At 75.4% G+C, this 21,828-nt stretch carries 19 protein-coding genes and 2 pseudogenes; 10 read left to right on the top strand and 11 right to left on the bottom strand.

Going from position 1 to position 21,828, the window contains the following annotated elements; all coding sequences use genetic code 11:
• Positions 1-42: 42 nt before the first annotated feature.
• Positions 43-801: an ESX secretion-associated protein EspG gene (locus JOE68_RS24170; RefSeq protein ID WP_204844564.1), complete on the bottom strand. Its 759-nt coding sequence runs from the start codon at positions 799-801 to the stop codon at positions 43-45.
• A 76-nt stretch (positions 802-877) separates the two neighbouring features.
• Between JOE68_RS24170 and JOE68_RS24165 the strand changes: the two genes are divergently transcribed.
• Positions 878-1,630: a helix-turn-helix transcriptional regulator gene (locus JOE68_RS24165; RefSeq protein ID WP_307819859.1), complete on the top strand. Its 753-nt coding sequence runs from the start codon at positions 878-880 to the stop codon at positions 1,628-1,630.
• A 675-nt stretch (positions 1,631-2,305) separates the two neighbouring features.
• On the opposite strand, the gene JOE68_RS24160 is transcribed toward JOE68_RS24165, so the two are convergent.
• From JOE68_RS24160 to JOE68_RS24140, 5 genes are read right to left on the bottom strand one after another with little or no spacing between them, the layout of a single operon-like run.
• Positions 2,306-2,770 carry a hypothetical protein gene (locus JOE68_RS24160; RefSeq protein WP_307819858.1) on the bottom strand — a complete coding sequence of 155 codons (465 nt, stop codon included), beginning with the start codon at positions 2,768-2,770 and terminating at the stop codon, positions 2,306-2,308.
• 29 nt (positions 2,771-2,799) lie between these two features.
• On the bottom strand, positions 2,800-3,435 hold the full coding sequence (locus tag JOE68_RS24155; protein WP_204844561.1) for a hypothetical protein: 636 nt from the start codon (positions 3,433-3,435) through the stop codon (positions 2,800-2,802).
• Complete coding sequence (locus JOE68_RS24150; protein ID WP_204844560.1) at positions 3,428-3,694, bottom strand: hypothetical protein; 267 nt, start codon at positions 3,692-3,694, stop codon at positions 3,428-3,430. Before JOE68_RS24150 ends, JOE68_RS24155 begins: the two co-directional genes overlap by 8 nt.
• The gene (locus JOE68_RS31940) at positions 3,691-4,884 is read right to left on the bottom strand and encodes a PPE domain-containing protein (RefSeq protein WP_204844559.1); all 1,194 of its coding nucleotides are present in this window, start codon (positions 4,882-4,884) and stop codon (positions 3,691-3,693) included. Before JOE68_RS31940 ends, JOE68_RS24150 begins: the two co-directional genes overlap by 4 nt.
• Positions 4,881-5,330, bottom strand: coding sequence for a hypothetical protein (locus JOE68_RS24140; protein ID WP_204844558.1), 450 nt, complete (start codon positions 5,328-5,330; stop codon positions 4,881-4,883). Before JOE68_RS24140 ends, JOE68_RS31940 begins: the two co-directional genes overlap by 4 nt.
• 155 nt (positions 5,331-5,485) lie before the next feature.
• Between JOE68_RS24140 and JOE68_RS24135 the strand changes: the two genes are divergently transcribed.
• Complete coding sequence (locus tag JOE68_RS24135) at positions 5,486-6,070, top strand: uridine kinase family protein (protein WP_307819856.1); 585 nt, start codon at positions 5,486-5,488, stop codon at positions 6,068-6,070.
• Between the two features lie 10 nt (positions 6,071-6,080).
• Here the strand turns inward: JOE68_RS24135 and JOE68_RS31385 are convergent, their stop codons facing one another.
• The 4 genes and pseudogenes from JOE68_RS31385 to JOE68_RS24120 all read right to left on the bottom strand — a co-directional run bounded on the left by JOE68_RS31385 (position 6,081) and on the right by JOE68_RS24120 (position 8,625).
• On the bottom strand, positions 6,081-6,845 hold the full coding sequence (locus JOE68_RS31385; RefSeq protein WP_307820047.1) for an energy-coupling factor ABC transporter ATP-binding protein: 765 nt from the start codon (positions 6,843-6,845) through the stop codon (positions 6,081-6,083).
• A 135-nt stretch (positions 6,846-6,980) separates the two neighbouring features.
• Positions 6,981-7,619, bottom strand: a pseudogene (gene cbiQ / locus JOE68_RS31380) (cobalt ECF transporter T component CbiQ); the annotation flags it as partial.
• Positions 7,616-7,939 carry a PDGLE domain-containing protein gene (locus JOE68_RS24125; protein WP_204844555.1) on the bottom strand — a complete coding sequence of 108 codons (324 nt, stop codon included), beginning with the start codon at positions 7,937-7,939 and terminating at the stop codon, positions 7,616-7,618. The pseudogene cbiQ and the gene JOE68_RS24125, both read right to left, overlap by 4 nt.
• The gene (locus tag JOE68_RS24120; protein WP_204844554.1) at positions 7,936-8,625 is read right to left on the bottom strand and encodes an energy-coupling factor ABC transporter permease; all 690 of its coding nucleotides are present in this window, start codon (positions 8,623-8,625) and stop codon (positions 7,936-7,938) included. Before JOE68_RS24120 ends, JOE68_RS24125 begins: the two co-directional genes overlap by 4 nt.
• 419 nt (positions 8,626-9,044) lie before the next feature.
• Here JOE68_RS24120 and JOE68_RS24115 point away from each other — a divergent pair, with 419 nt between their 5' ends.
• The 6 genes from JOE68_RS24115 (at position 9,045) to JOE68_RS24090 (ending at position 19,233) form a co-directional block, all read left to right on the top strand.
• On the top strand, positions 9,045-11,528 hold the full coding sequence (locus JOE68_RS24115) for a DEAD/DEAH box helicase (RefSeq protein WP_204844553.1): 2,484 nt from the start codon (positions 9,045-9,047) through the stop codon (positions 11,526-11,528).
• 75 nt (positions 11,529-11,603) lie between these two features.
• On the top strand, positions 11,604-14,567 hold the full coding sequence (locus JOE68_RS24110) for an AfsR/SARP family transcriptional regulator (RefSeq protein ID WP_204844552.1): 2,964 nt from the start codon (positions 11,604-11,606) through the stop codon (positions 14,565-14,567).
• Positions 14,568-15,135: 568 nt separating this feature from the next.
• Complete coding sequence (locus JOE68_RS24105; protein WP_204844551.1) at positions 15,136-15,975, top strand: LytR/AlgR family response regulator transcription factor; 840 nt, start codon at positions 15,136-15,138, stop codon at positions 15,973-15,975.
• Positions 15,972-16,358, top strand: coding sequence for a DUF485 domain-containing protein (locus JOE68_RS24100; protein WP_204844550.1), 387 nt, complete (start codon positions 15,972-15,974; stop codon positions 16,356-16,358). The genes JOE68_RS24105 and JOE68_RS24100 overlap by 4 nt, the downstream gene beginning before the upstream one ends.
• Positions 16,355-18,064, top strand: a complete 1,710-nt coding sequence (locus tag JOE68_RS24095; RefSeq protein WP_204844549.1) for a sodium/solute symporter — start codon at positions 16,355-16,357, stop codon at positions 18,062-18,064. The genes JOE68_RS24100 and JOE68_RS24095 overlap by 4 nt, the downstream gene beginning before the upstream one ends.
• Positions 18,061-19,233, top strand: coding sequence for a histidine kinase (locus tag JOE68_RS24090; protein ID WP_204844548.1), 1,173 nt, complete (start codon positions 18,061-18,063; stop codon positions 19,231-19,233). The genes JOE68_RS24095 and JOE68_RS24090 overlap by 4 nt, the downstream gene beginning before the upstream one ends.
• Positions 19,234-19,555: 322 nt before the next feature.
• On the opposite strand, the pseudogene JOE68_RS24085 reads toward JOE68_RS24090, so the two are convergent.
• A pseudogene (locus JOE68_RS24085) lies at positions 19,556-19,897 on the bottom strand (transposase); the annotation flags it as partial.
• Between the two features lie 425 nt (positions 19,898-20,322).
• Here JOE68_RS24085 and JOE68_RS24080 point away from each other — a divergent pair.
• On the top strand, positions 20,323-21,162 hold the full coding sequence (locus JOE68_RS24080; RefSeq protein WP_204844547.1) for a metallophosphoesterase family protein: 840 nt from the start codon (positions 20,323-20,325) through the stop codon (positions 21,160-21,162).
• Positions 21,159-21,821 (top strand): 4'-phosphopantetheinyl transferase family protein, encoded by a 663-nt coding sequence (locus tag JOE68_RS24075; RefSeq protein ID WP_204844546.1) that lies wholly within the window; start codon positions 21,159-21,161, stop codon positions 21,819-21,821. Before JOE68_RS24080 ends, JOE68_RS24075 begins: the two co-directional genes overlap by 4 nt.
• Positions 21,822-21,828: the final 7 nt, after the last annotated feature.

Raw genomic sequence — 21,828 nt, 5'->3', positions numbered from 1 at the left:
CCCGCGGCAGCCGCGGTCGTCCGGCCGGGTGGAGGAGGCGCGCTACCGCACGCCGTCCAGCAGGTCGGCCAGCCGGCGGGTGAGCCACGCGCCGTCCGCCGGGGACAGCTCGACCCACTGCTCCCCGCCCACCTGCCCCACCGCCATCGCGTACCGGCCGGCCGTGGTGTCGGTCCAGCTCAGCACCGGGGACCGCCCGCCGGGCCCGGAGCACGCGAGCTGGCCCGCCGCGCTCCGACCGGACTCGACCAGCGTGGTGACGGCCCTGGTCGCCCGACCGGTGACGCCGCCGTCGGCCAGGGCGCGCTCCAGCGCCGGGTAGCCGCCGCGCGCGTAGGCCCCCACCGCGGCCGAGAACACCGCCCGCGGCAGCCGCAGCGGCTCGCCCGGCCCCGGCGGGGCGTCGCCGACGACCTTCGCCAGGGCGGCCACCGCGTCCCCGATCGGCTCCAGCGCCACCTCGCTGTCGTCGAGCACGGCCAGCACGCCGCGCCCGCCCCGCATGGCCGCCAGCACCCGCCACGGGCGCGGGCGGAAGACCAGCGCGTCCACGGACAGCGTGCCGGTGGTGAGGTAGCCGAACAGGTCCTCCAGCTCGGGCGCGACCTCGCCGTCGTCGGTCAGGCCCGCGGCCGCCAGCGAGTGGAACACGTCGACACCCAGGTCGTCGCGGTCGGCCAGGGTCTCGCCGTGGGAGGCGACCTCCAGCGGGTAGGGCGGGTCGCCCTCGCCCAGGTCCTCCCACAGCAGGTCGAACTCCAGGTGCGTCAGGACGACCGCGGTCGCTGAACGGCGTGCCATGGCGGCCGAAGATAGCGGGCCGGGAACCGCGGTGCGCGGGACCCCGGCGAACCGCGCGGGCTCTACGCTGTCGGCCGTGGACGTCGGGAGCGGGCTGCTCACCGTGCGCGCTTCGGGCGCGGCAGCCGCCAGGGCGGCGCTCAGCGGCGCGTCCGGGACGCCCGAGCACATCCAGCTCCTGATGGGCTGCACGGTGCCGAGGGGGCTCGCGAACGGCGGCGCGGACCTGCGGTTCCCCGACTGCTCCCTGCACGTCGTGCCGGCCGGCGCGGTGCTGCTGACGGTGGCCGAGACCAAGCTGACCATCGGTTTCACCGAGCTGAAACCCCTGATGTTCCAACCGGTGCCGGTCGACGCGGCGTTGCGGTCGGTGTTCTCCGGGGCCATCGCGCACGTCCTGGCCGCCGCGCACGTGCTGGACCCGCGCGGCCTGTCGCACCACCTGCTGGGGCTGGCCGAGCTGGTGCTGCGCAGCGCCTTGCGGGCCGAGCTGGACCGGGTGGACGCGCTCGCCGCGAGGCGCCGGGAGGCGCTGGACTACATGCGCGACCACCTGGCGGACCCGGAGCTGGGCGCGGACGCGGTCGCCAAGGCCCTGCACATCTCCCGCCGCCGCCTCTACCAGCTGTTCGACGACGGCCACGGCGTTTCCGAGCGGATCAGAGGACTGCGCGTCGACCGCGCCAAGGCCCTGCTGTCCGACCCGGCCAAGGCCGGCCGCGGCATCGGCGAAATCGCCCGCGATTGCGGTTTCGTCAGCGCCGCGCACTTCTCGCGCACGTTCCGGCAGGTGGTCGGACGAACGCCGAGCGAGTTCCGGGGCCGATAGCCACCCCTTTTTCGCTCGTAACGGTTCGCACTGCTCCGGCGGACCGGGGCAAGCGACGCTTCAACTCTCGCCGCAAGCCGCGCCCCGCGCGGCGGCGCTTCGCTCTCGTCGCAGGCCGCGCCCCGCGCGGCGGCGCTGTTCAGCGCAGCCTCGTGCCTCGTGTTCTCCCCGTACGGCCTGGGCGCAGCCCAATCATGTTTTCCGGGGGGCGTCAAGCACGCTCTTCGCTTGACGCCCCCCGGAAAACATGATTGCCTCCGGCAGGCCGTACGGGGAGAACACGACGCACTTCCCTTCTCCTTGGGGGCCTCTCGGCCGCTCTTCATACCAAGATCGCGCACCGATCCGGGTGAGATTTGGGGCTGTACCGATCTAAGCTGAAAAGCTTTAAAGAGTCCTCGCCGGACAGGCAGGCCGCCAAGGAGAATGAAAAGAAAGAGCGGTCGTGTTCTCCCCGCATGACCTGTCAAAGACGACCATGCTTTTCCTGGGGGTGCAAGCGAAAAGCGTGCTTGCACCCCCAGGAAAAGCATGGTAGCCCTCCGGGCAGGCCATACGGGGAGAACACGAGGCGACCGGTCTGCACGGGGCGTGCGGCCTAAAGCCTGAAAGCAAAAAGGGGGGCTGTGCGCGAGAGTAGGAGTTGGGGCGGAGGGGAAGGTGGGGGGGAATTGGTCAGAACTCCATCCCGGAGACGAATCGGCCGGCCAGGGCGGCCACGTCGAGCCAGCCTCGGCCGGTGGGTGAGTGCAGGGTGAAGACCGCGACGCGCGGGTGTGCCGGGTCGGTCACCACGACCTGGAGCTGGGCGCCGGAGCCGGTCACGGGGATGCGTTCGGCGATGACCGCCGGGTAGCCGGTGGAGGTCGTCCCCTTCGTCACGTCGCGGATGGCAGGCCCGTCCAGCTGGACGCCGAGGTCGGGGTCGACCGGCCGGTCCACGGGCACCACGACGGCCATCAGCAGGGCCGGGTCGGAGGTCGGGTGCTCGACGACCGCCAGCAGGCCGCAGCCGTGCCGGTGGGCCAGTTCCGCCGCCTGGGTCGCCGACACCTCCAGCCCGGGGTCGCGGGTGCCCTTGACGCGGCGCAGCACCGCCAGCAGGTCCGCCGCGGTGCGTTCCGGTGTGCCGAGTGGCACCGGGGTCACCCCCGGCACGGGAGCGAGTCTCACCCGAGGCCCGCCGCGAACGCCGCCGCGCCGCCGCGCGCGGCGACCGGTCCGGGCACCCCGAGCAGCACCGACGCGAGTTCGGCGGTGAGCGCCGAGAACCCGGCCAGCGCCTCGGGCAGCGCGGTGGGCGGCTCCTCCGAGCGCAGCCGCCCGGCGACCCGCCCGGCCTCGGCGTGGTGGTCGCGTTCGAGCAGCCTGGCCTCCGCCAGCACCTCCTCCAGCCGCCGCGCCAGCTCGTCGTGCCGGGCGACGGCGGCGGCGTGCGCCTCGCCGTGGGCCGGGGTGAACCGGGCCAGCGCGCCCGAGTGGTCCACCTCGTCGGCGGCCTCGGCCAGCTCCCGGCGCAGCCGCACGGCCCGCCGGTCCAGCTCCTCGGCCCGCCGCTGGTTGCCCAGCAGGGTGGTCGCCCAGCCGTCGAGCACCTCGGCCGCCGCCCGCATCGCCTCCCGCACCGCCGCCAGCTCCGCCGCCACCGCCGCCAGCCGCGCGGTCAGCCCGTCGGCCGCCGCCCCGGTCCAGCCCTCCGGGACGCCGGGCAGCGCCACGTCGGGCGAGCACCGGGCGCTGACCGCCGCGACGGCCGCCGCGCTGCCCGGCGCGGGGTCGAAGCCCAGGCCCCGGTAGTCAGCCACCGGGCAGCTCGTCGGCCCGGCGGTAGGTCCCGGCCGCCGCGCGCACGGCGTCCGCCGCGGCCGGCAGGTCCCAGCCCCGCACGGCGTCCGCCCACTGCGCCAGCAGCGCGGACACCGCCTCGGGGACGCCCTGCGGGCCGAGGTCGCCGACCGGCTCGGCCAGCGCGGACGCCACCGCGCGCAGCTCGTCGCCGGTGTCGGCGAGCCGGTCGGCGAACCGGGTCAGCTCGTCCGGGTCGACGCGGTAGCCGCCGCTCATTCGCCCAGCACCGGCGGGAACGCGGGCGGCAGGTCGTCGAGCAGGTCCAGCCCGTTGTCGTAGCGGTTGCGGTGCTCGACGTCCTCCTCGCGGCCGGGCTGCGCGGTCGGCGGGAACATGCCGAAGCCCTGCGGACCGCCCGCGCCGACCGGGACGACGCCGCCGCGGGCCGCCGCGCCGCCGGGCACCGCGCCGATCACGCCCGACGAGCCGCCGGACCCGATCGGGCCGAACCCGCCGGGCGCGCCGAGCCCGCCGTTCGGACCGGCCGCGTACCCGCCGGGCACGGCCGTGCCGCCGGGCAGGCCGGGGATGCCGAACCCGGTCGGCCCGCCCGCGCCGGCCAGGGTCGTCGTGTCGCCGGGCCGCCCGCCCGGCGCGGGCTCGGGCGCCGGTTCGGGCGTCGGCACCGGGCCGGGCAGCCGCTCGTGGGGCGGGCGGCGCGGCGGCTCCGGCTCGCGGGGCGGCTGCGGGGCGCGGTCGTCGGGTCCGACGCGCTCGGGCCGGTGGTCGGGCCGGATGTCGGTCCCGCCGGGCGCGGTGTCGAACGTCGGCAGCCCGTCGTGCACGGACCGGCTCGCGTCCTCGTACTCCCGCATCACCCGCACGGCCTCGGCCTTGGCCCGCCGCTGCTCCTGCTTGGACGGCATGTGCTCGTCCAGCAGCTGGTCCAGCATGTACGCGCCCTGCGGTCCGTCCAGGGTCGTCACGTCGTACCCGTCGCGGAACCACTTCTCGGCGGTGGGGTGCACCGGCTCGGGCATCCGCCGCGCCGCCTCCTGCACGGCCGACGTGTAGGCATCCAGCCCCGACCCGACCCGGTAGGCCCGCTCCGAGGCGTCGGCGGCCCACTGCGTCAGCCGGGTCACCGACGCGGCGGCGGCCACCGACGAGGGGCCGCGCCACGAGTCGACCAGCCGGTCCACCAGGCCGTGCACGCGCCGGGTGGCTTCGTCCACCTCGCGCGCGAGGACCTGCCAGTCGTGGGTGCGCTGCCCCATCCGGCCGACGTCGGCGGAGTGCACCATGTCCCACAGGGCGCGGTGCTCGTAGAGGTCCCAGTTGATGCGGCCGAAGTTCTCCAGCCTCCGGTTGGCCTTGCGGCGGTTCGCGACGCGCCGCGCCGCCCGCCGCCGCCGGGCCGTCGGCGGGTGCTCCTCGGAGTGCAGCCGGTGCCTGCGCCCGGTCACAGCCGCCTCATCCGCTCGGCAGCCGCCTCGTCCTCGGCCTGGTGGGTGGCGCCGACCTGGCGCAGCGCCTCGCGCAGCACCTCCAGCTCCCGCAGGTAGGACCGCAGCGCGCTCTGCACGCCGCCGTCGAGGTCGCCGCCCCGCAGCCCGAACGCCCGCCGCATGTGCAGGGCCACCGGGCCCTTGCCGTCGCCGAACGGCCCGGCCAGCTCGTCGGCCCGGGTCAGGTCGTCGTACAGGGCGGCGTGCAGCTCGTCCAGGTCGCTCATGGCCTGGTTCAGCTCGCGGAAGTCCAGCGCGATGTGCTCGCCGTCCTGCGGCGCGATCGGCGTCGCGCCCGCGCCGGTGGGCGCGCCCACCGGCGGCGGCGCCTGCCGTCGCGGCCGGTCCTCGTCCAGCTCGTCGCGCAACCGCCTGGCGTCCTCTACGCCGCGCACCCTCTGCATGACGCACATCGTGACGGGCGCGGGCGGCGGCGACCAGAGCGGGTGCACAACGGGAGCACCGGCGGTGCACGGTCGGACAAGCGCCGGTTCCCCCCGGTGCACCGGACGTGCGACAATCGTCCCCCGTGCCGTCACCCGCCGTTCACGCACGTGCCGTGTTGCTCGCCGGTCCGTCCGGCTCCGGCAAGTCGACCCTCGCCGCCCACCTGGGGTGGCCGGTGCTCCGGCTGGACGACTTCTACCGCGAGGGCGACGACCCGCTGCTGCCGCGCGACGAAGCGGGCCGCCCCGACTGGGACGCGGAAGCCTCGTGGAACACCGACGACGCGCTGCGCGCGGTGGTCGAACTGGCCACCACCGGCCGCGTGGAGGCCCCGGTCTACGCGCTCGGCGAGGACCGCCGGGTCGGCCGCCGCGTCGTGGAGGCCCCCGGCCCGTTCATCGCCGAGGGGCTGTTCGCGGACCGCCTGGTGGCGGGCTGCCGCGAGGCGGGCGCGCTGCGCGACGCGGTCGTGCTGGCCCCCGGCGCGGTCACCACGTTCGCCCGCCGCTTCGCCCGGGACGTGGCCGAGGCCCGCAAGCCCGTCCCGCTCCTGCTCCGCCGGGGCCTGCGCCTGCTGCGCGAGCACCCCGCAGTGGTGCGCCGCTGCGCCGCGGCGGGGATGCGCCGCCTCAGCCCGCACGGGGCCCGCTCCGAACTGGCCGCCACCGCCCCGGCGCCCAGCCTCGCCGCCCCCTGAAGCACGCCGGTCAGTCCAGGCGGAACCCGAAGGGCAGCTCCAGCCGGTGCCGGGCGAGCAGGTCGGCGTCGGACAGCAGGTCGCGCGTCGGCCCGTCGGCCACCACCACCCCGCCGTCGATCAGCACGCTGCGCGGGCACAGCTGCAGCGCGTAAGGCAGGTCGTGGGTGACCATCAGCATCGTCCGGTCCAGGCCGAGCAGCACCTCGGCCAGCTCCCGCCGGGCCACCGGCTCCAGGTTGGCCGACGGCTCGTCCAGCACGAGCACCTCCGGGTCGCAGGCCAGCACCGTCGCCAGCGCCACCCGCCGCCGCTGGCCGCCCGACAGGTGCAGCGGCGAGCGGTCGGCGACCTCGGCCATGCCCACCGCCGCCAGCGCCTGCGCCACCCGCGCGTCCAGCTCGCCGCCGCGCAGCCCGAAGTTCGCCGGCCCGAACGCCACGTCCTGCCGGGCGGTCGGCAGGAACAGCTGGTCGTCGGGGTCCTGGAAGACCACGCCGACCCGGCGCCGGATCTCCCGCAGGTTCTCCTTCACCACCGGCAGCCCGGCCACCTCGACGCGACCGCTGCCGCCGCCGAGCACGCCGTTGAGGTGCAGCACGAGCGTCGTCTTGCCCGCGCCGTTGGGCCCGAGCAGCGCGACCCGCTCCCCCGGCTCGACCCGCAGGTCCACCCCGAACAGCGCCTGGCGCCCGTCCGGGTAGGCGAACGCCAGCCGCTCCACCAGCAGCGCCGGCGCGGCCCCGGACGCCCGCCCGCCCCGGCCCCCGGGCACCTCCGCCCGCGATCCCCGCGCCTCACCGCCACCGGACGCCCCTACGCGCAACCCGCCACCACCGGCCCGCTCCTCACCACCGGGCGCACCCGCGCGCGCCCCGCCCCGGTCGTCGGGCATCCGCCCCGTCCACCCGCGCGACACCATGGCCAGGTGCACGCGCTCGCCGCGCTCGTAGGAGCGGATGAACAGACTGCCGACACCCCGCGCGGTCGCCCCGAGCTGCCACAGGAACCGGGGGTCGTCACCGCGCGAGATGCGCGCCACCCGCATCCGCTTCGCCTCGGCCACGACCACGTCGGCGTAGCGGAGCATCAGCGTGGCGATGGTGACCATGACCGACGGCATCCGCAACCGCTGCAGGCCCAGCAGCAGCTCCTGCGGCGCGGTGGTGGCGACGAGGGTCAGCGAGACCAGGACGCCGAGCGTGCCCTTGGCCAGGACGTTCCACCCGGCCAGCGCGCCCTCCACCGACAGCGGCACGCCCAGCACCTCGACCCGCTCGCCCGACCCGGTGAACGGCAGCAGCAGCGCCAGCACCACGAACGGCAGCTCGATCAGCGCCCGGCGGGCGAACCAGCCGGGCGGCACGCGCGCGACGGACCAGACGGCCACGAGGGCGAGCAGGTGGAGGCCGAACGCCCAGAACGCCTCGCGCGGCGTCGCCACCACGCCCAGCACGGCCACCACCGCGGCGACGACCTTCACCTGCGGCGGCAGCCGGTGGACCGGCGAGTCGCCCGGCCGGTGCAGGACCCCGTGCCCGGCGCTCACGCCCCGGAGCGGGGGGCCGGACCGGGGCCGGAGGCCGAGCCCGAGCCGGAGCGCTTGCGCAGCAACCAGAACAGCCCGCCCGCGACCAGCAGCGTCACCACCACGCCGACCACGCCGGCGAGCCCGGTCAGCCGGTCGTCCCCGCCCACCGCGTAGTCCGCCAGCGGCCCGCCCGCCAGCGGGTGGTCCCGGGCGTGCTCGGCGATGCCGTGCTCCTCGGTGACGTGGTCGAGGCCGTCGGGGTCGGAGTCGGCGAAGTAGGAGAACACGCCCGCGAGCACCAGGCTGACCACCGCGAACCCCAGGAAGAAGCGCTTCACGACTTCAGCTCCAACTCCCGCGGCACGCCGCGCAGCAGGTACACGAGGTCGGGCCGGGCGGCGGCCACGGCCGTCACCGTGACCGCGGTGATCAGGCCCTCGCCGACGCCGATCAGCACGTGGACGCCGAGGACGGCTGCCGCGACCGTGCCGAACCCCACGCCGCCCGCACCGCCGATCGCGTACTCCAGGACGAAGCCGAACGACGCCAGCACCGTGTTGACCAGCGCGGACACGAACGCGACCGCCGCCAGGCCGCCCTTGCCGCGCCGGGCGAGCGACCGCAGCGCCACCGCGGTCAGGTAGCCGACGGCGGTGCCGATCAGCGCCATGTTGGTGACGTTCGCGCCCAGCGCCGTCACCCCGCCGTCGGCGAAGAACAGCGACTGCACCACCAGCACGATCGTCACGCACAGCGCGCCGACCCACGGCCCGACCAGGATCGCCGCGAGCGCGCCGCCCAGCAGGTGCCCGCTGACACCGGGCAGGACCGGGAAGTTCAGCATCTGGGTGGCGAACACGAACGCCGCCACCAGGCCCGCCATCGGCGCGGTGCGGTCGTCGAGGTCGCCGCGGGCCTTGACCAGCGCGATCCCCACCCCGATCACGGCCACGGCCACGAACAGCAGCGAGGTCGGCGCGTTCAGCAGGCCGTCGCTCATGTGCATTGCAACCGGTTCGGACACGGCCGCCACGGTAATTGCCACTCCCCGGCTGTGGCCAGCACGGTGCAACAACGATCCAGGTCACCGGCCGTGCACCACCCGATCGCGCGGGAATCCATCGCGCGGGAATCCGCGGACACCGGGGAGGGGAATCCGGACGGCGCCCGGGACGGGTCCGGAGCGCGACCGGCGGGGGGCTGAGGGCGGAACCGAAGCGGGCCGCGGCGGGAACCGGGGCCGGGACCGGAGTGGGCGCGAGGCGGAACCGGGATCGGGCGCGAGGCGGAACCGGGGCAGGAACCGGGACGAGGACCGCGGCGGAACCAGGACGGAACCGGGCGGAACCGGGGTCGGGCCGGCCCGCCGGCCACCGGGCGCGCGGGCCGCCCCTCCGCGCCCACCCCCTGCCGCCCGCCCCCACCCCCTATGATCTGCCTGCGATGACTCTCACCGACCTGCTGCCGCCCACCCCCGACCCCGACCTCCTCTACGAAACCTTCGCCGAGTGGGCGCACGACCGGGGGTTGGAGCTGTACCCCGCGCAGCAGGAGGCGCTGATCGAGATCGTCTCCGGCTCGAACGTCATCCTCAGCACCCCCACCGGCTCGGGCAAGAGCCTGGTCGCGCTCGGCGCGCACTTCGCCGCCCTCGCCGAGGGCAAGCGGACCTACTACACCGCGCCGATCAAGGCCCTGGTGTCGGAGAAGTTCTTCGCCCTGATCGAGACCTTCGGCGCGGAGAACGTCGGCATGATGACCGGCGACGCCAGCGTCAACGAGTCGGCGCCGATCATCTGCTGCACGGCCGAGATCCTGGCCAACATCGCCCTGCGCGACGGCGCGGGCGCCGACGTCGGCCAGGTCGTGATGGACGAGTTCCACTTCTACTCCGAGCCCGACCGCGGCTGGGCGTGGCAGGTGCCGATCGTCGAGCTGCCGCAGGCGCAGTTCCTGCTGATGTCGGCCACCCTCGGCGACGTCACCTTCTTCGAGAAGGACCTCACCCGCCGCACCGGCCGCGCGACGACCACGGTGCGCTCCGCCGAGCGCCCGGTGCCGCTGAACTTCCAGTACGTCACCACCCCGCTGCACGAGACGATCGAGGAGCTGCTGCACGGCAGCGAAGCGCCGATCTACGTCGTGCACTTCACCCAAGCCTCCGCCCTCGAACGCGCCCAGTCGCTGATGAGTGTCAACGTCGCCACCCGCGCCGAGAAGGACGCCATCGCCGCCACGATCGGCCGGTTCCGGTTCACCTCCGGGTTCGGCAAGACCCTGTCCCGCCTGGTGCGCCACGGGATCGGCGTGCACCACGCGGGGATGCTGCCCAAGTACCGCCGGCTGGTCGAGCAGCTCGCGCAGGCCGGGCTGCTGAAGGTCATCTGCGGCACGGACACCCTCGGCGTCGGCATCAACGTCCCCATCCGCACGGTGGTGTTCACCGCGCTGTCCAAGTACGACGGCACGCGCACCCGCCACCTCAAGGCCCGCGAGTTCCACCAGATCGCGGGCCGCGCCGGGCGCGCCGGCTACGACACGATGGGCACGGTCGTGGTGCAGGCGCCCGACCACGTGGTGGAGAACGAGAAGGCGCTCGCCAAGGCCGGCGACGACCCGAAGAAGCGGCGCAAGGTCGTGCGCAAGAAGGCGCCCGAGGGCTTCGTCTCGTGGAGCGACCAGACCTTCGAGCGGCTCAAGAACGCCGAGCCGGAACCGCTCACGTCCAGCTTCGCGGTCAGCCACGCCATGCTGCTCAACGTGATCGGCCGCCCCGGCGACACCTTCGCCGCCATGCGGCACCTGCTGGAGGACAACCACGAGGACCGGCCCGCGCAGCGCCGGCACGTCCTGCGCGCCATCTCGATGTACCGGGCGCTGCTGGCGGCCGGCGTGGTCGAGCGGGACGGCCCGCACGTGCGGCTCACCGTGGACCTGCAGGTCAACTTCGCGCTCAACCAGCCGCTGTCGCCGTTCGCGCTGGCCGCCTTCGACCTGCTGGACCGGGAGTCGCCGGGTTACGCGCTGGACGTGCTGTCCATCGTGGAGTCCACCCTGGACGACCCGCGCCAGGTGCTGTCCGCGCAGGAGCACAAGGCGCGCGGCGAGGCGATCGGCGCGATGAAGGCCGAGGGCATCGAGTACGACCAGCGCATGGAGCTGCTGGAGGAGGTCACGCACCCCAGGCCGCTGGCCGAGCTGCTGGAGGCCGCGTTCACCACCTACCGGCGCGGGCACCCGTGGGTCGCCGACCACCACCTGTCGCCGAAGTCGGTGGTGCGCGACATGTACGAGCGGGCGATGACGTTCGCCGAGTACGTGTCCCACTACCAGCTGGCCCGCTCGGAGGGCCTGGTGCTGCGCTACCTCGCCGACGCCTACAAGGCGCTGCGGCAGACCGTGCCCGGGGACGCGAAGACCGAGGAGCTCAACGACCTGGTGGAGTGGCTGGGCGAGATGGTGCGCCAGGTCGACTCCAGCCTGCTCGACGAGTGGGAGAAGCTGCGCAACCCCGGCGCCGAGGACGCGCCGGCCGCGCTGGACGACGCCCCGCCGGCGGTCACCCGCAACCCCCGCGCGTTCCGGGTGCTGGTGCGCAACGCGCTGTTCCGCCGGGTCGAGCTGGCCGCGCGCCGGAACTACCACGAGCTCGGGCAGCTCGACGGCGACGCGGGCTGGACCGCGCAGGACTGGCAGGACGCGCTGGAGCCGTACTTCGAGGAGCACGGCGAGCTGGGCACCGGCCCGGACGCGCGCGGCCCGGCGCTGCTGGTGATCACCGAGGAGCCCGGCCGCTGGGTGGTCCGCCAGGTCTTCGACGACCCCGCGGGCGACCACGACTGGGGGTTCACCGCCGAGGTCGACCTCGCCGAGTCCGACGAGCGCGGCACGGCGGCCGTGCGGATCACCGAAGTCGGTCCGCTCTAGCGCTTCGGTCCATCCGGTGGTACTCACCCGCGAGCCGGGGTACCAGCATGTCAGGTCGGGAGGGAGCGGAGGCGATTGACCCTGTCGCACGACGAGTTCGGCGTGCTCGGACCGCTCCTGGTCCGCCGCGGCGGTCGGATCGTCCCGATCACCGCCGCGAAGCACCGGATCGTCCTGGCGACGCTGCTGCTGGGCGCCGACCGCTCGGTGCCCGCCGCCGACCTGATCCGCCGGGTGTGGGGCGAGGCGCCGCCGGACCGGGCCGCGCAGACGATCCCGGTCTACGTGATGCGGCTGCGCCGGGCCCTCGGCGAGCCGCAGCTGATCCGCACCACGCCCACCGGCTACCGGATCGACCTGCCGCGCGACGCGCTGGACCTGCACCGGTTCACCGACCTGGCCGAGCGGGGCGCGGCGCTCGCGGCGGCGGAGGACTTCGCCGGGGCGGGCGCGGTGTACGAACGGGCGCTGGCCCACTGGCGCGGCACGGCGCTGGCGGACGTGCCGTCGGAGTCGCTGCACGAGACCGAGGCGACCGCCCTGGCCGAGCAGCGGCTGCGGGTCACCTCCGAGCTGGTGGACGTCAAGCTGCGGCTGGGCCGCTGCGACGAGGTGATCGCGGACCTGCGCCGGCTGACCGCCCAGCACCCGCTGCGGGAGCGGTTCTGGTCGCAGCTGATGGTCGCGCTGTACCGGGCGGACCGGCAGGCCGACGCGCTGGACGCCTACCGGCAGGCCAGCACGGCGCTGGCGCGCGAGCTGGGCGTGGACCCGAGCGACGGGCTGCGCTCGGTGCACCGCGCGATCCTGACCGGCGACCCGGCGCTGCACCAGCCGGCCGCGAACGCGTGGGCCCCGGTGTCCCAGCTGCCCGCGCCGGTGGGCAACTTCGTGGGGCGCTCGGCGGAGCTGGCGCGGGTGACCGGGCTGCTGACCCGGGCGGGTGAGACCGTGGTGGTGTGCGGGCCGCCGGGGGTGGGCAAGACGGCGTTCGCCACGACGGTGGGGCACGCGGTGCGCGACCGCTACCCGGACGGGCAGCTGTACGCGAACCTGCGCGGGCACTCCACCTCGCCGCCGCTGCCCACCGCGGCGGTGCTGGCCCGGTTCCTGCGGGCGATGGGCGTGCGGGCCGACCGGATCCCGGTGGACGAGGAGGACCTCGTGCGCGGCTACCGGGCGCGGCTGCGCGGGCGGCGGGTGCTGATCACGCTGGACAACGCCGCGTCGGTGGAGCAGGTGCTGCCGCTGCTGCCCGGCGAGCCCGGCTGCTCGGTCGTCATCACCAGCCGCAACGACCTGCGCGGCGCGCTGCGGGCCACGCCGGTCCGGCTGGACGTGCTGCGCAGCGACGAGGCGTGGAAGCTGCTCGCCCGCTCGCTGGGCCCGGAGGCGGCCACGGCGCAGTTCGACGCGATCGCCGAGCTGGCCCGGCTGTGCGGGTACCTGCCGCTGGCGCTGCGGATCGCGCTGGGCAACCTGGTCGGGCTGCCGCACGCCGACATCGAGTCCTACGTGGCGGAGCTCAGCGCCGGGGACCGGCTGACCGCGCTGGCGGTCGACAACGACGACACGGCGGCCGTGCGGCGGGCGTTCGACCTGTCCTACGCGGCGCTGGGCGGGGCCGCGGCGCGGCTGTTCCGGCTGGCCGGGCTGCTGCCGGGGCCGGACTTCAGCGCGTTCGGCGCGGCGGCGCTGCTGGGCGCGCCCGAGGAGCAGGCCCGGCGGCTGCTGGAGGAGCTGGCCTCGGCGCACCTGGTGCAGCGGGTGGGTCCGGACCGGTTCGCGCTGCACGACCTGCTGCACGACTACGCCGTGGACCGGGCCCGGGAGGCCGGCGAGGACGTGGCGGCGGCCCGCGAGCGGCTGTTCGGCTGGTACCTGCGCACGGCGGTCCGGGTCGGCGACGTGCTGTACCCGGAGCTGCGCCCGGTGGCGTCGCCGCCGACCATGTCGGCGGACGCGGCGCGGGCCTGGCTGACCGCGGAGCGGGCCAGCGTGCTGGCGGCGACGGAGCACTGCGCGTCGGCCGGGTCGCCGGAGCTGTCCTGGCGGCTGGTCGACGCGGTGAGCGGCTACTTCGGCTCGCACGGCCACCACGTGGAGTTCGTGCGGGCGATCGGGTCCGCGCTGCGCGCGGCGCGCGCGGCGGGCGACCGGGACGCCGAGGTGGCGATGCTGGTGTGCCTGGCCGCCGAGCACCGCAACCTCGGGAACCTGCGGACGGCGCGGGCGCACCTGCGGGAGGCCGCCCCGACGGGGCCGGCGCGGTGGCTGCACGCCGCGCTCGACGGCGTGATCGGCCTGGACCTGGCCGACTTCCCGGCGGCCACCGCGGCGTTCACGCGGTTGACCGCGCTGGGCGAGCAGGAGCCGGGCAACCCGCACATCCGGGTGGCGGCGCTGGGCGGGTGGGGCGCGCTGCACCTGGTGCGCGGCGAGTTCGGGGCGGCGCGCGAGCGGTTGACCGAGGGGCTGGCGCTGGCGCGGGCGTCCGAGGGGGTGAACCTGGAGGCGGCGTGCGCTTCCCTGCTGGCCCGGTGCCACAGCGCGCGGGGCGAGTACCCGGAGGCGGTGGCGCTGCTGCGGCAGGCGCTGGCCGACTGGTACCGGAGCGGTTCGCGGCACTCGCGGGCCGAGGGCATGGCGCACCTGGCCGCCGCGCTGTGCGCGGGCGGCGAGCACGCGGAGGCGCTGCGGACCGCCCAGCGGTCGCTGGCGCTGGTCCAGGAGCTGGGCGGCAGCCCGCGGATCGAGGCCGAGGTGCACCTCGCGCTGGGGGTGGTGCTGCGGCACCTGGGCAAGCCGGGGCGCGCGGTGGCGGCGCACGTGCGCGGGCTGGAGCTGGCGACCTCGTGCGGCTACCGGTACGGGGTGGCCCGGTCGCACGTCGAGCTGGTGCGGGCGCTGGCGCTGGACGGGCGGCGCGCGGAGGCCGCCCGGCACGCGCGGGCCGGGCTCGACCTGGCGCGGCGCAGCGGGTTCCAGGCGTGCGCGCGGATCGCGGCGGAGCTGGCGGCCGAACTGGGTGCGGGCTGAGCGCTCCCGGGCCGCGGTCGGGCGCCCCTGCCCCGGTGGGCGCTCCGGTCCCGCGATCGGGCGGCCGACCCGCGATCGGCGCTTGCGGTCCGCGCTTGCGGTCCGCGGCTGCGCGGTCCGCAGCTACGCGGTCCGCGGCTGCGCGGTCCGACCGACGGCTGTGCACTGTGGTCGGTCCGTCGCGCGGTTCGACGCGGTGGCAGCGAGACTTCGGCCGGTGGCGCCACGACTCCGGCCGCGACGCTGTGCCCGCCCGACGGGCGATCGCCCTTGTCCGGCAGGTGATTGTACTTGTCGGCGGCGCCGGGCGTTCCCGGTGAGCGGCCGTCTTGCGGGGCATCACCGTTCGCACGACAGGACTTCCGCGGTCCCGCGGTCGACCGGGGGGCTTTCCGGCCGCGCGGCGGGCGTTGTCGGCAGGCGTTGCCGGCGGGCCGCGAGCGGTCCCCGGCCCCGCCCGGCGGACGGGGTCCGCGGGCGCCGATCCGTCATTGCCCTCCGCTGCGACAACGGCGAGGATGGCCGTTCAGTGGTCTCACCGCCGCCGTCGACCCGCATTGGAACCGGCATGACGTCAGGACTGCCCTGCCCGATCTGCGAGGGGCCGGAACGCCGCGGGGCACTGGAGCGCAGGCTCCGGGTGCTCGCGGTGGACGACGAGGCCCCCGCCCTGGACGACCTCGCCTACCTGCTGAGGTCCGATCCGCGGGTGGCGCACGTCGAAGGGGTGACCGACGCGACCAAGGCGCTGCGGACGCTGCACCGGGCCATGGACGCCGGGCAGGCGGTCGACGCGGTCTTCCTCGACATCCGGATGCCCGGCCTGGACGGGCTCGACCTGGCGCGGGTGCTGTCCCGGTTCGCGCAGCCGCCGCCGATCGTGTTCGTCACGGCGCACCAGGAGCCCGCGGTCGAGGCGTTCGAGCTCAAGGCGCTGGACTACCTGCTCAAGCCGGTGCGCCCGGAGCGGCTGGCCGAGTCGGTGCACCGGATCGTGCACGAGGTGCTGGACTCGAAGCCGGCGGAGCCCGCGCCCGCCGCGCCGGCGGAGAAGGCGCCCGACGTCGGCGACGAGGTGATCCCGGTGGAGCTGGGCGGGATCACCCGGTTCATCCGGCTGGCGGACATCCGGTACGTCGAGGCGCACGGCGACTACGCGCGGCTGCACACCGCCACCGGCAGCGGGCTGGTGCGGGCCGCGCTGAACGGGCTGGAAGAGCGGTGGCGGTCGGCCGGGTTCGTGCGCATCCACCGCAGCCACCTGGTGTCCCTCGGGCACATCGACGAGCTGCGGCTGGAGGACGGGCACCTGAGCGTCAACATCGGCGGCGCGGTGCTGCCGGTCAGCCGGCGGCACGCCCGGCACCTGCGGCAGCTCCTGGTGCGGCGCAACCGGCAGTCGCCGTGAACCCGGAGCGCCCGCCCGCCCGGCAGCGGGTGGTGGTGACCAGCCCGCGGACCCGCGCGCCGCGCGTGCCGCGGCCCTACCCCGCGTCCCGGGAGATCGACGAGCAGAGCGAGCTGGGCGCGGTCTACATGCGGTCGCTGATCCGCGCGCAGCGGCGGCTCGGGCTGCTGCTGTGCGCGGTGGTGTGCGGCAGCGTCGCCGCGCTGCCGCTGGTGTTCGCGCTGGCCCCGTCGGTGGCGGCGCAGCGGCTGTTCGGGCTGCCGCTGCCGTGGCTGCTGCTGGGCGGGCTGGTGTTCCCGCTGTTCGTGCTGGCGGGCTGGTGCTACGTGCGGCAGGCCGAGCGCGGCGAGCGGGAGTTCGCCGAGCTGGTGGAGCGCTCGTGAGCAGCACCTACGGCGTCATCGCGGTCGTGGCGGTCGCGCTCGGCACGATGCTGGTGGGCGCGTACGGGCTGCGCATCTCGCGGACGACGTCGGACTTCTACGTCGCGTCGCGGACGGTGTCGCCGTGGTGGAACGCCTCCGCCATCGGCGGGGAGTACCTGTCGGCGGCCTCGTTCGTCGGCATCGCCGGGCTGATCTTCGCGCACGGGCCGGACATGCTGTGGTTCCCGGTCGGGTACACGGCGGGCTACCTCGTGCTGCTGGCGCTGGTGGCGGCCCCGCTGCGGCGCAGCGGCGCGTACACGCTGCCGGACTTCGCGGAGGCGCGGTTCCGCTCCCCGGTGGTGCGCGCGGTGGCCAGCGTGTTCGCGCTGGGCATCGGGTGGCTGTACCTGCTGCCGCAGCTGCAGGGCGCCGGGCTGACGCTGCACACCGTGACCGGCGCGCCCGACTGGGTCGGCGCGGTGGTCGTGGCGGTGGTCGTGACGGCGAACGTCGCCTCCGGCGGGATGCGCAGCATCACGTTCGTCCAGGCGTTCCAGTACTGGCTCAAGCTCACCGCGATCACCGTGCCCGTGGTGTTCCTGGTGGTGGCGTGGCAGGCGCAGGGCGCGCGCGACCTGTCCGGGCCGGAGCTGCCGGTGTTCCGCGCGGAGACGGCGGTCGGCTTCGACGGCGACACCTCCGTCCAGGTGGACCGGCCGGTGGTGTTCACGGGGACCGGGGTGGTGGACGGGCGGCGGGTCGACGGGCCGACCGAGCTGCCGGTCGGCGACCACACCGTGGCCGCCGGTTCCCGGCTGGTGTTCCCGGCGGGCGCGGCGGTGCCGAGGGTGTCGTCGATCCCCCAGAACACCAACGAGACCTGGGCGCTGCCGCTGCGCGGCGGCGAGAGCTTCCCGCTGTACGCGGTGTACTCGCTGATCATCGCGACGTTCCTGGGCACCATGGGGCTGCCGCACGTCATCGTCCGCTTCTACACCAACCCGAACGGGCGCGCGGCGCGGCGCACGACGCTGATCGTGCTGGGGCTGCTGGGGGTCTTCTACCTGATGCCGCCCATCTACGGCGCCCTGGGCCGGCTCTACACGCCCGAGCTGCTGATGACCGGGGACACCGACGCGGTGGTGCTGGTGCTGCCCGGCCGGGTGGTGGAGGGGCTGGGCGGGCAGCTGCTCGGCGCCCTGGTGGCGGGCGGCGCGTTCGCGGCGTTCCTGTCCACGTCGTCCGGCCTGATGGTGTCGCTGGCCGGGGTGCTGAGCCGGGACGTGCTGCGGTTGCGCGGGGTCCGGGGGTTCCGGGTGGCCACCGTGCTGGCCGTGGTGGTGCCGCTGGGGATGACCTGGCTGGTGGGCAAGGCGCCGGTCGCCGACATGGTGGGGCTGGCGTTCGCCGTGGCCGCGTCCTCGCTGTGCCCGCTGCTGGTGCTGGGCATCTGGAGCACGCGGGTCACGACCGCCGGCGCGGTGGCGGGGATGCTGGCCGGTGGCGTGCCGGCGCTGGTGGCGGGGCTGGTCACGATCGGCGCGGGCGGCGGGAACGTGTTCCTGGCGCGGCCGGCGGCGTGGACGGTGCCGCTGGGGTTCGTCGTGATGTACGCGGTGTCGCTGCTGACACCGCGCAGGGTGCCACCGGGGGTGAACCACGTCATGGTGCGGCTGCACGCGCCGGAGAACCTGGGTCTGCGCAGCCAGGACCGGCTGTGACCGGGGTGTGGACGGCGGGCGCGATCCTGCTGGCGGGCCTGGCGGTGGTGATCACGCTGTGGCGGACCTCCCGCGCCCGCGACGACTTCCTGACCCAGGAGCAGCGGATCACGTTCGAGACGCTGCACACCGCGTGGTCGGCCGCGCCGCCGCTGCGCGCCGGGCTGGCGCCGGAGGCGGCCCGGAAGTCGGCCAGGCACCTGCGGACGCTGCTGGGCACGCCCGCGCTGGCGCTGACCGACGAGAGCGAGGTCGTGGCGTGGGAGGGCGTCGGCGAGCACCACGCCGCCGACGCGATGCGCCTGGCCCGCGACGTGTTCGGCACGGGCCGCACGCGGGCGTTCGACATCTCTTGCGACGAGCCGGACTGCCCGGTGCACACCGCGGTCCTCGCGCCGCTGGCCGTGGAGGGGCGGGTGGTCGGCGTGCTCGCCGCGTACAGCCGGGAGCCCTCGGCCGGGCTGGTACGGGCCACCAACGAGGTCGCGCGGTGGGCGTCGGGCCAGCTCGAACTGGCCGAGCTGGACCGCTCGCGCACGCGGCTGGTGGAGGCCGAGGTGCGGGCGCTGCGGGCGCAGATCTCGCCGCACTTCATCTACAACTCGCTGTCGGCCATCGCCTCCTACGTGCGGACCAACCCCGAGCGGGCGCGGACGCTGCTGCTGGACTTCGCCGACTTCACCCGCTACTCGTTCCGGCGGGCGGGCGACTTCACGACGCTGGCCGAGGAGCTGCGGTCGATCGACCAGTACCTGGCGCTGGAGCGGGCGCGGTTCGGCGAGCGGCTGAAGGTGACGCTCCAGATCGCGCCCGAGGTGCTGCCGGTGACCGTGCCGTTCCTGTGCCTGCAACCGCTGGTGGAGAACGCCGTGCGGCACGGCATGGAGGGCAAGGTCGGGCCGGGCCACATCTCGATCCTGGCCGCGGACGCGGGCGAGGAGGCGCACATCACCGTCGAGGACGACGGGATCGGCATGGACCCCGAGGCGCTGCGCCGCACCCTGGCCGGCCAGGTCGGGGAAACCGCCGGGATCGGGCTGGGCAACATCGACGAGCGCCTGCGGCGCTGCTACGGCGACGACTACGGCCTGGTCGTGGAGACCGAGCGGGGGCTGGGCACGAAGGTCAGCGTGCGCGTGCCGAAGTACCAGGCGGGGGTGCACGCGTAGCGGCGGCCCGGGGCCGCCGGCGGTGCGCGAACCCGAAGCCCCGCCGGGCGGCGCGCGCGACCCGGCGGGCGCCGACCCGGGGTGCGCGAGCGGTCAGAACCACTCCGTGCCGCGGCCCGGCCGGCCTCCGGGCGGCGGGCGCGGGGTGTCGGGGATCGTCGGTGTCACGGGCACTGGCGCCTCCGGCGGTGAGGGGACGACCAGCTCATTAGCGCATCCCACCGCCTCCCCGGACGAGGGATTCAGCTGCACCGACGGGTGAATCGGCGGAGACCGTGCGGCGCCGCCGGCTCGACCGCCCCCACCAGGGTCAGCCGGCCGCCCGGTTGCCGCGCCGCTCGGCCGCCTCCAGCACCAGGCGCAGCCACTCCGCGTCCGCCGACGAGGTCTCCAGCGCCACCCGGCGCAGGCGCAGCCACAGCCCCGTCTCGGTCCACTCCTGGAACCGGCGGTGCACGGTGGGCACGGTCACGCCGAACGTCGCCGGCAGGTGCCGCCAGGCGCAGCCGCTGGTCAGGACGAACACGATGGCCGTGAAGACGGCGCGGTCGGACACCCGCCCGCGCCCGCCGCCCTGCCGGCGGACCTTCGCCGGCGGGATCAGCGGCTCGACCATCGCCCACAGCGACGGCGGCACCAGGCGGGCGGCCAGCTGCTCGATCACGTCGGCGTGCGGCGGCTTCGGCGGCACGGCCGGCGCGCGGCGCACCCACGGCTCCTGGCGCTGGGCGTCGCCGCGCTGGCGGGCGCGCAGCAGGGTCGCCAGCGCCGCGTCGTCGCGCCGGGGCGCGACGGCCGGGTGGGCGTGCTGCTGGGCCTGCCGGGCGATCTCGGCGCCCACCGTGCGGCCGAACGGCTGCGCGGGTCGTGCGTAGTCGGTCATCAGGTCCTCCGCCACAGGACTGCCGTGATGCCCATCACGCTAGGAAGCCGGCCGCTCACGGGTAAGCACGTACCGGCCGAGCGGGGTTAGTCAGCGTCACACGGACCCCAGCATGCCGCTCAACGGCTCCCCACGCGCGACGAACGGGCGAGCGGTCGGTTCGGGAAGGGCCTCTGGCGGCCCGCGGAGCCGGATACCCTCGACCCGTGACACCGCGCCTGCTCGCCACCAGCGACCTGCACGTGACCTACCGGCAGAACCGCGACTTCGTCTCGGCCATCGAGCCGCACTCACCCGACGACTGGCTGATCGTGGCCGGTGACGTGGCCGAGAAGTTCGCCGACGTCGAGTGGGCGCTGACGACCCTGCGCAAGCGCTTCCGCCGGGTGGTGTGGTCGCCGGGCAACCACGAGCTGTGGACGGTGAAGGACGACCCGGTGCAGTCGCGCGGCGAGGTGCGCTACAAGCAGCTGGTGGAGCTGTGCCGCGCCATCGGCGTGCTCACCCCGGAGGACGAGTTCGCGGTGTTCGAGGGCGCGGGCGGCCCGGTGGCGGTGGCGCCGCTGTTCACCCTCTACGACTACACGTTCCGGCCCGCCGGGACGACCGACAAGACCTCCGCGCTGGCCGTGGCGCAGGAGGCCGGGATCGTGTGCACCGACGAGTACTTCCTGCACCACGACCCGTACCCCAGCCGCGAGGCGTGGTGCGCGGTCCGCGTCGAGGAGTCCGAGCGCCGGCTGGACGCGGTCGACCCCGGGCTGCGCACGGTGCTGGTCAACCACTGGCCGCTGGTGCGCGAGCCCACGCACGTGCTGCGGTACCCGGAGTTCGCGCTGTGGTGCGGCACCGAGCGCACCGCCGACTGGCACCTGCGCTACCGGGCGGCGGTCGCGGTGTACGGCCACCTGCACATCCCCCGCACGATCCGCAAGGACGGCGTGCGGTTCGACGAGGTGTCGCTGGGCTACCCGCGCGAGTGGCAGCCCCGCGGCTGGACGCGCGCGCCGCTGCTGGACGTGCTGCGGGAGGACGACGCCCGGTGATCACCGACATCCTGCCCCCGGCGGTCGCGGCCGAGGACACGTTCACCGACCACGAGGTGGAGCTGTTCCCCGAGGAGGAGCGGCTCGTCGCGAACGCCGTGGACAAGCGCCGCCGGGAGTTCACCACCGGCCGCCACTGCGCGCGCACGGCGCTGGGCCGGCTGGGCGTCGCGCCGGCGCCGCTGCTGCCGGGCGAGCGCCGCGCGCCCGTCTGGCCGGAGGGCGTGGTGGGCAGCATCACCCACTGCGCGGGCTACCGGGCGGCGGCGGTGGGCCTGACCAGCGAGATCCGGACGATCGGCATCGACGCCGAGCCCAACGAGCCGACGCCGCCGGGCGTGCTGGGCGCGATCGCGCTGCCGCCGGAGCTGGCGATGGTTTCGCGGCTGGGCGCGGCGGGGAACAAGGTCGCGTGGGACCGGTTGCTGTTCAGCGCGAAGGAGACGGTCTACAAGGCGTGGTTCCCGCTGACGCGGCTGTGGCTGGGCTTCGAGGAGGCCGAGCTGACCATCAACCCCGACGACGGCACCTTCAGCGCGCGCATCCTGGTCGAGCCGCCGGTCGTGGACGGCGCGCCGCTGACGGGCTTCACCGGTCGCTGGCTGGTCCGGGAGGGGTTTGTGGTGACCGCGATCGCGGTACCTGCCTTGACGACCTAGGAGGCGA

It is taken from the genome of Saccharothrix algeriensis (genome assembly GCF_016907655.1).
GTDB classification, from domain to species: Bacteria; Actinomycetota; Actinomycetes; order Mycobacteriales; family Pseudonocardiaceae; genus Actinosynnema; species Actinosynnema algeriense.
The sequence above is the reverse complement of the archived record's forward strand: the minus strand, read 5'-3'. Positions and strand labels throughout refer to the sequence as shown.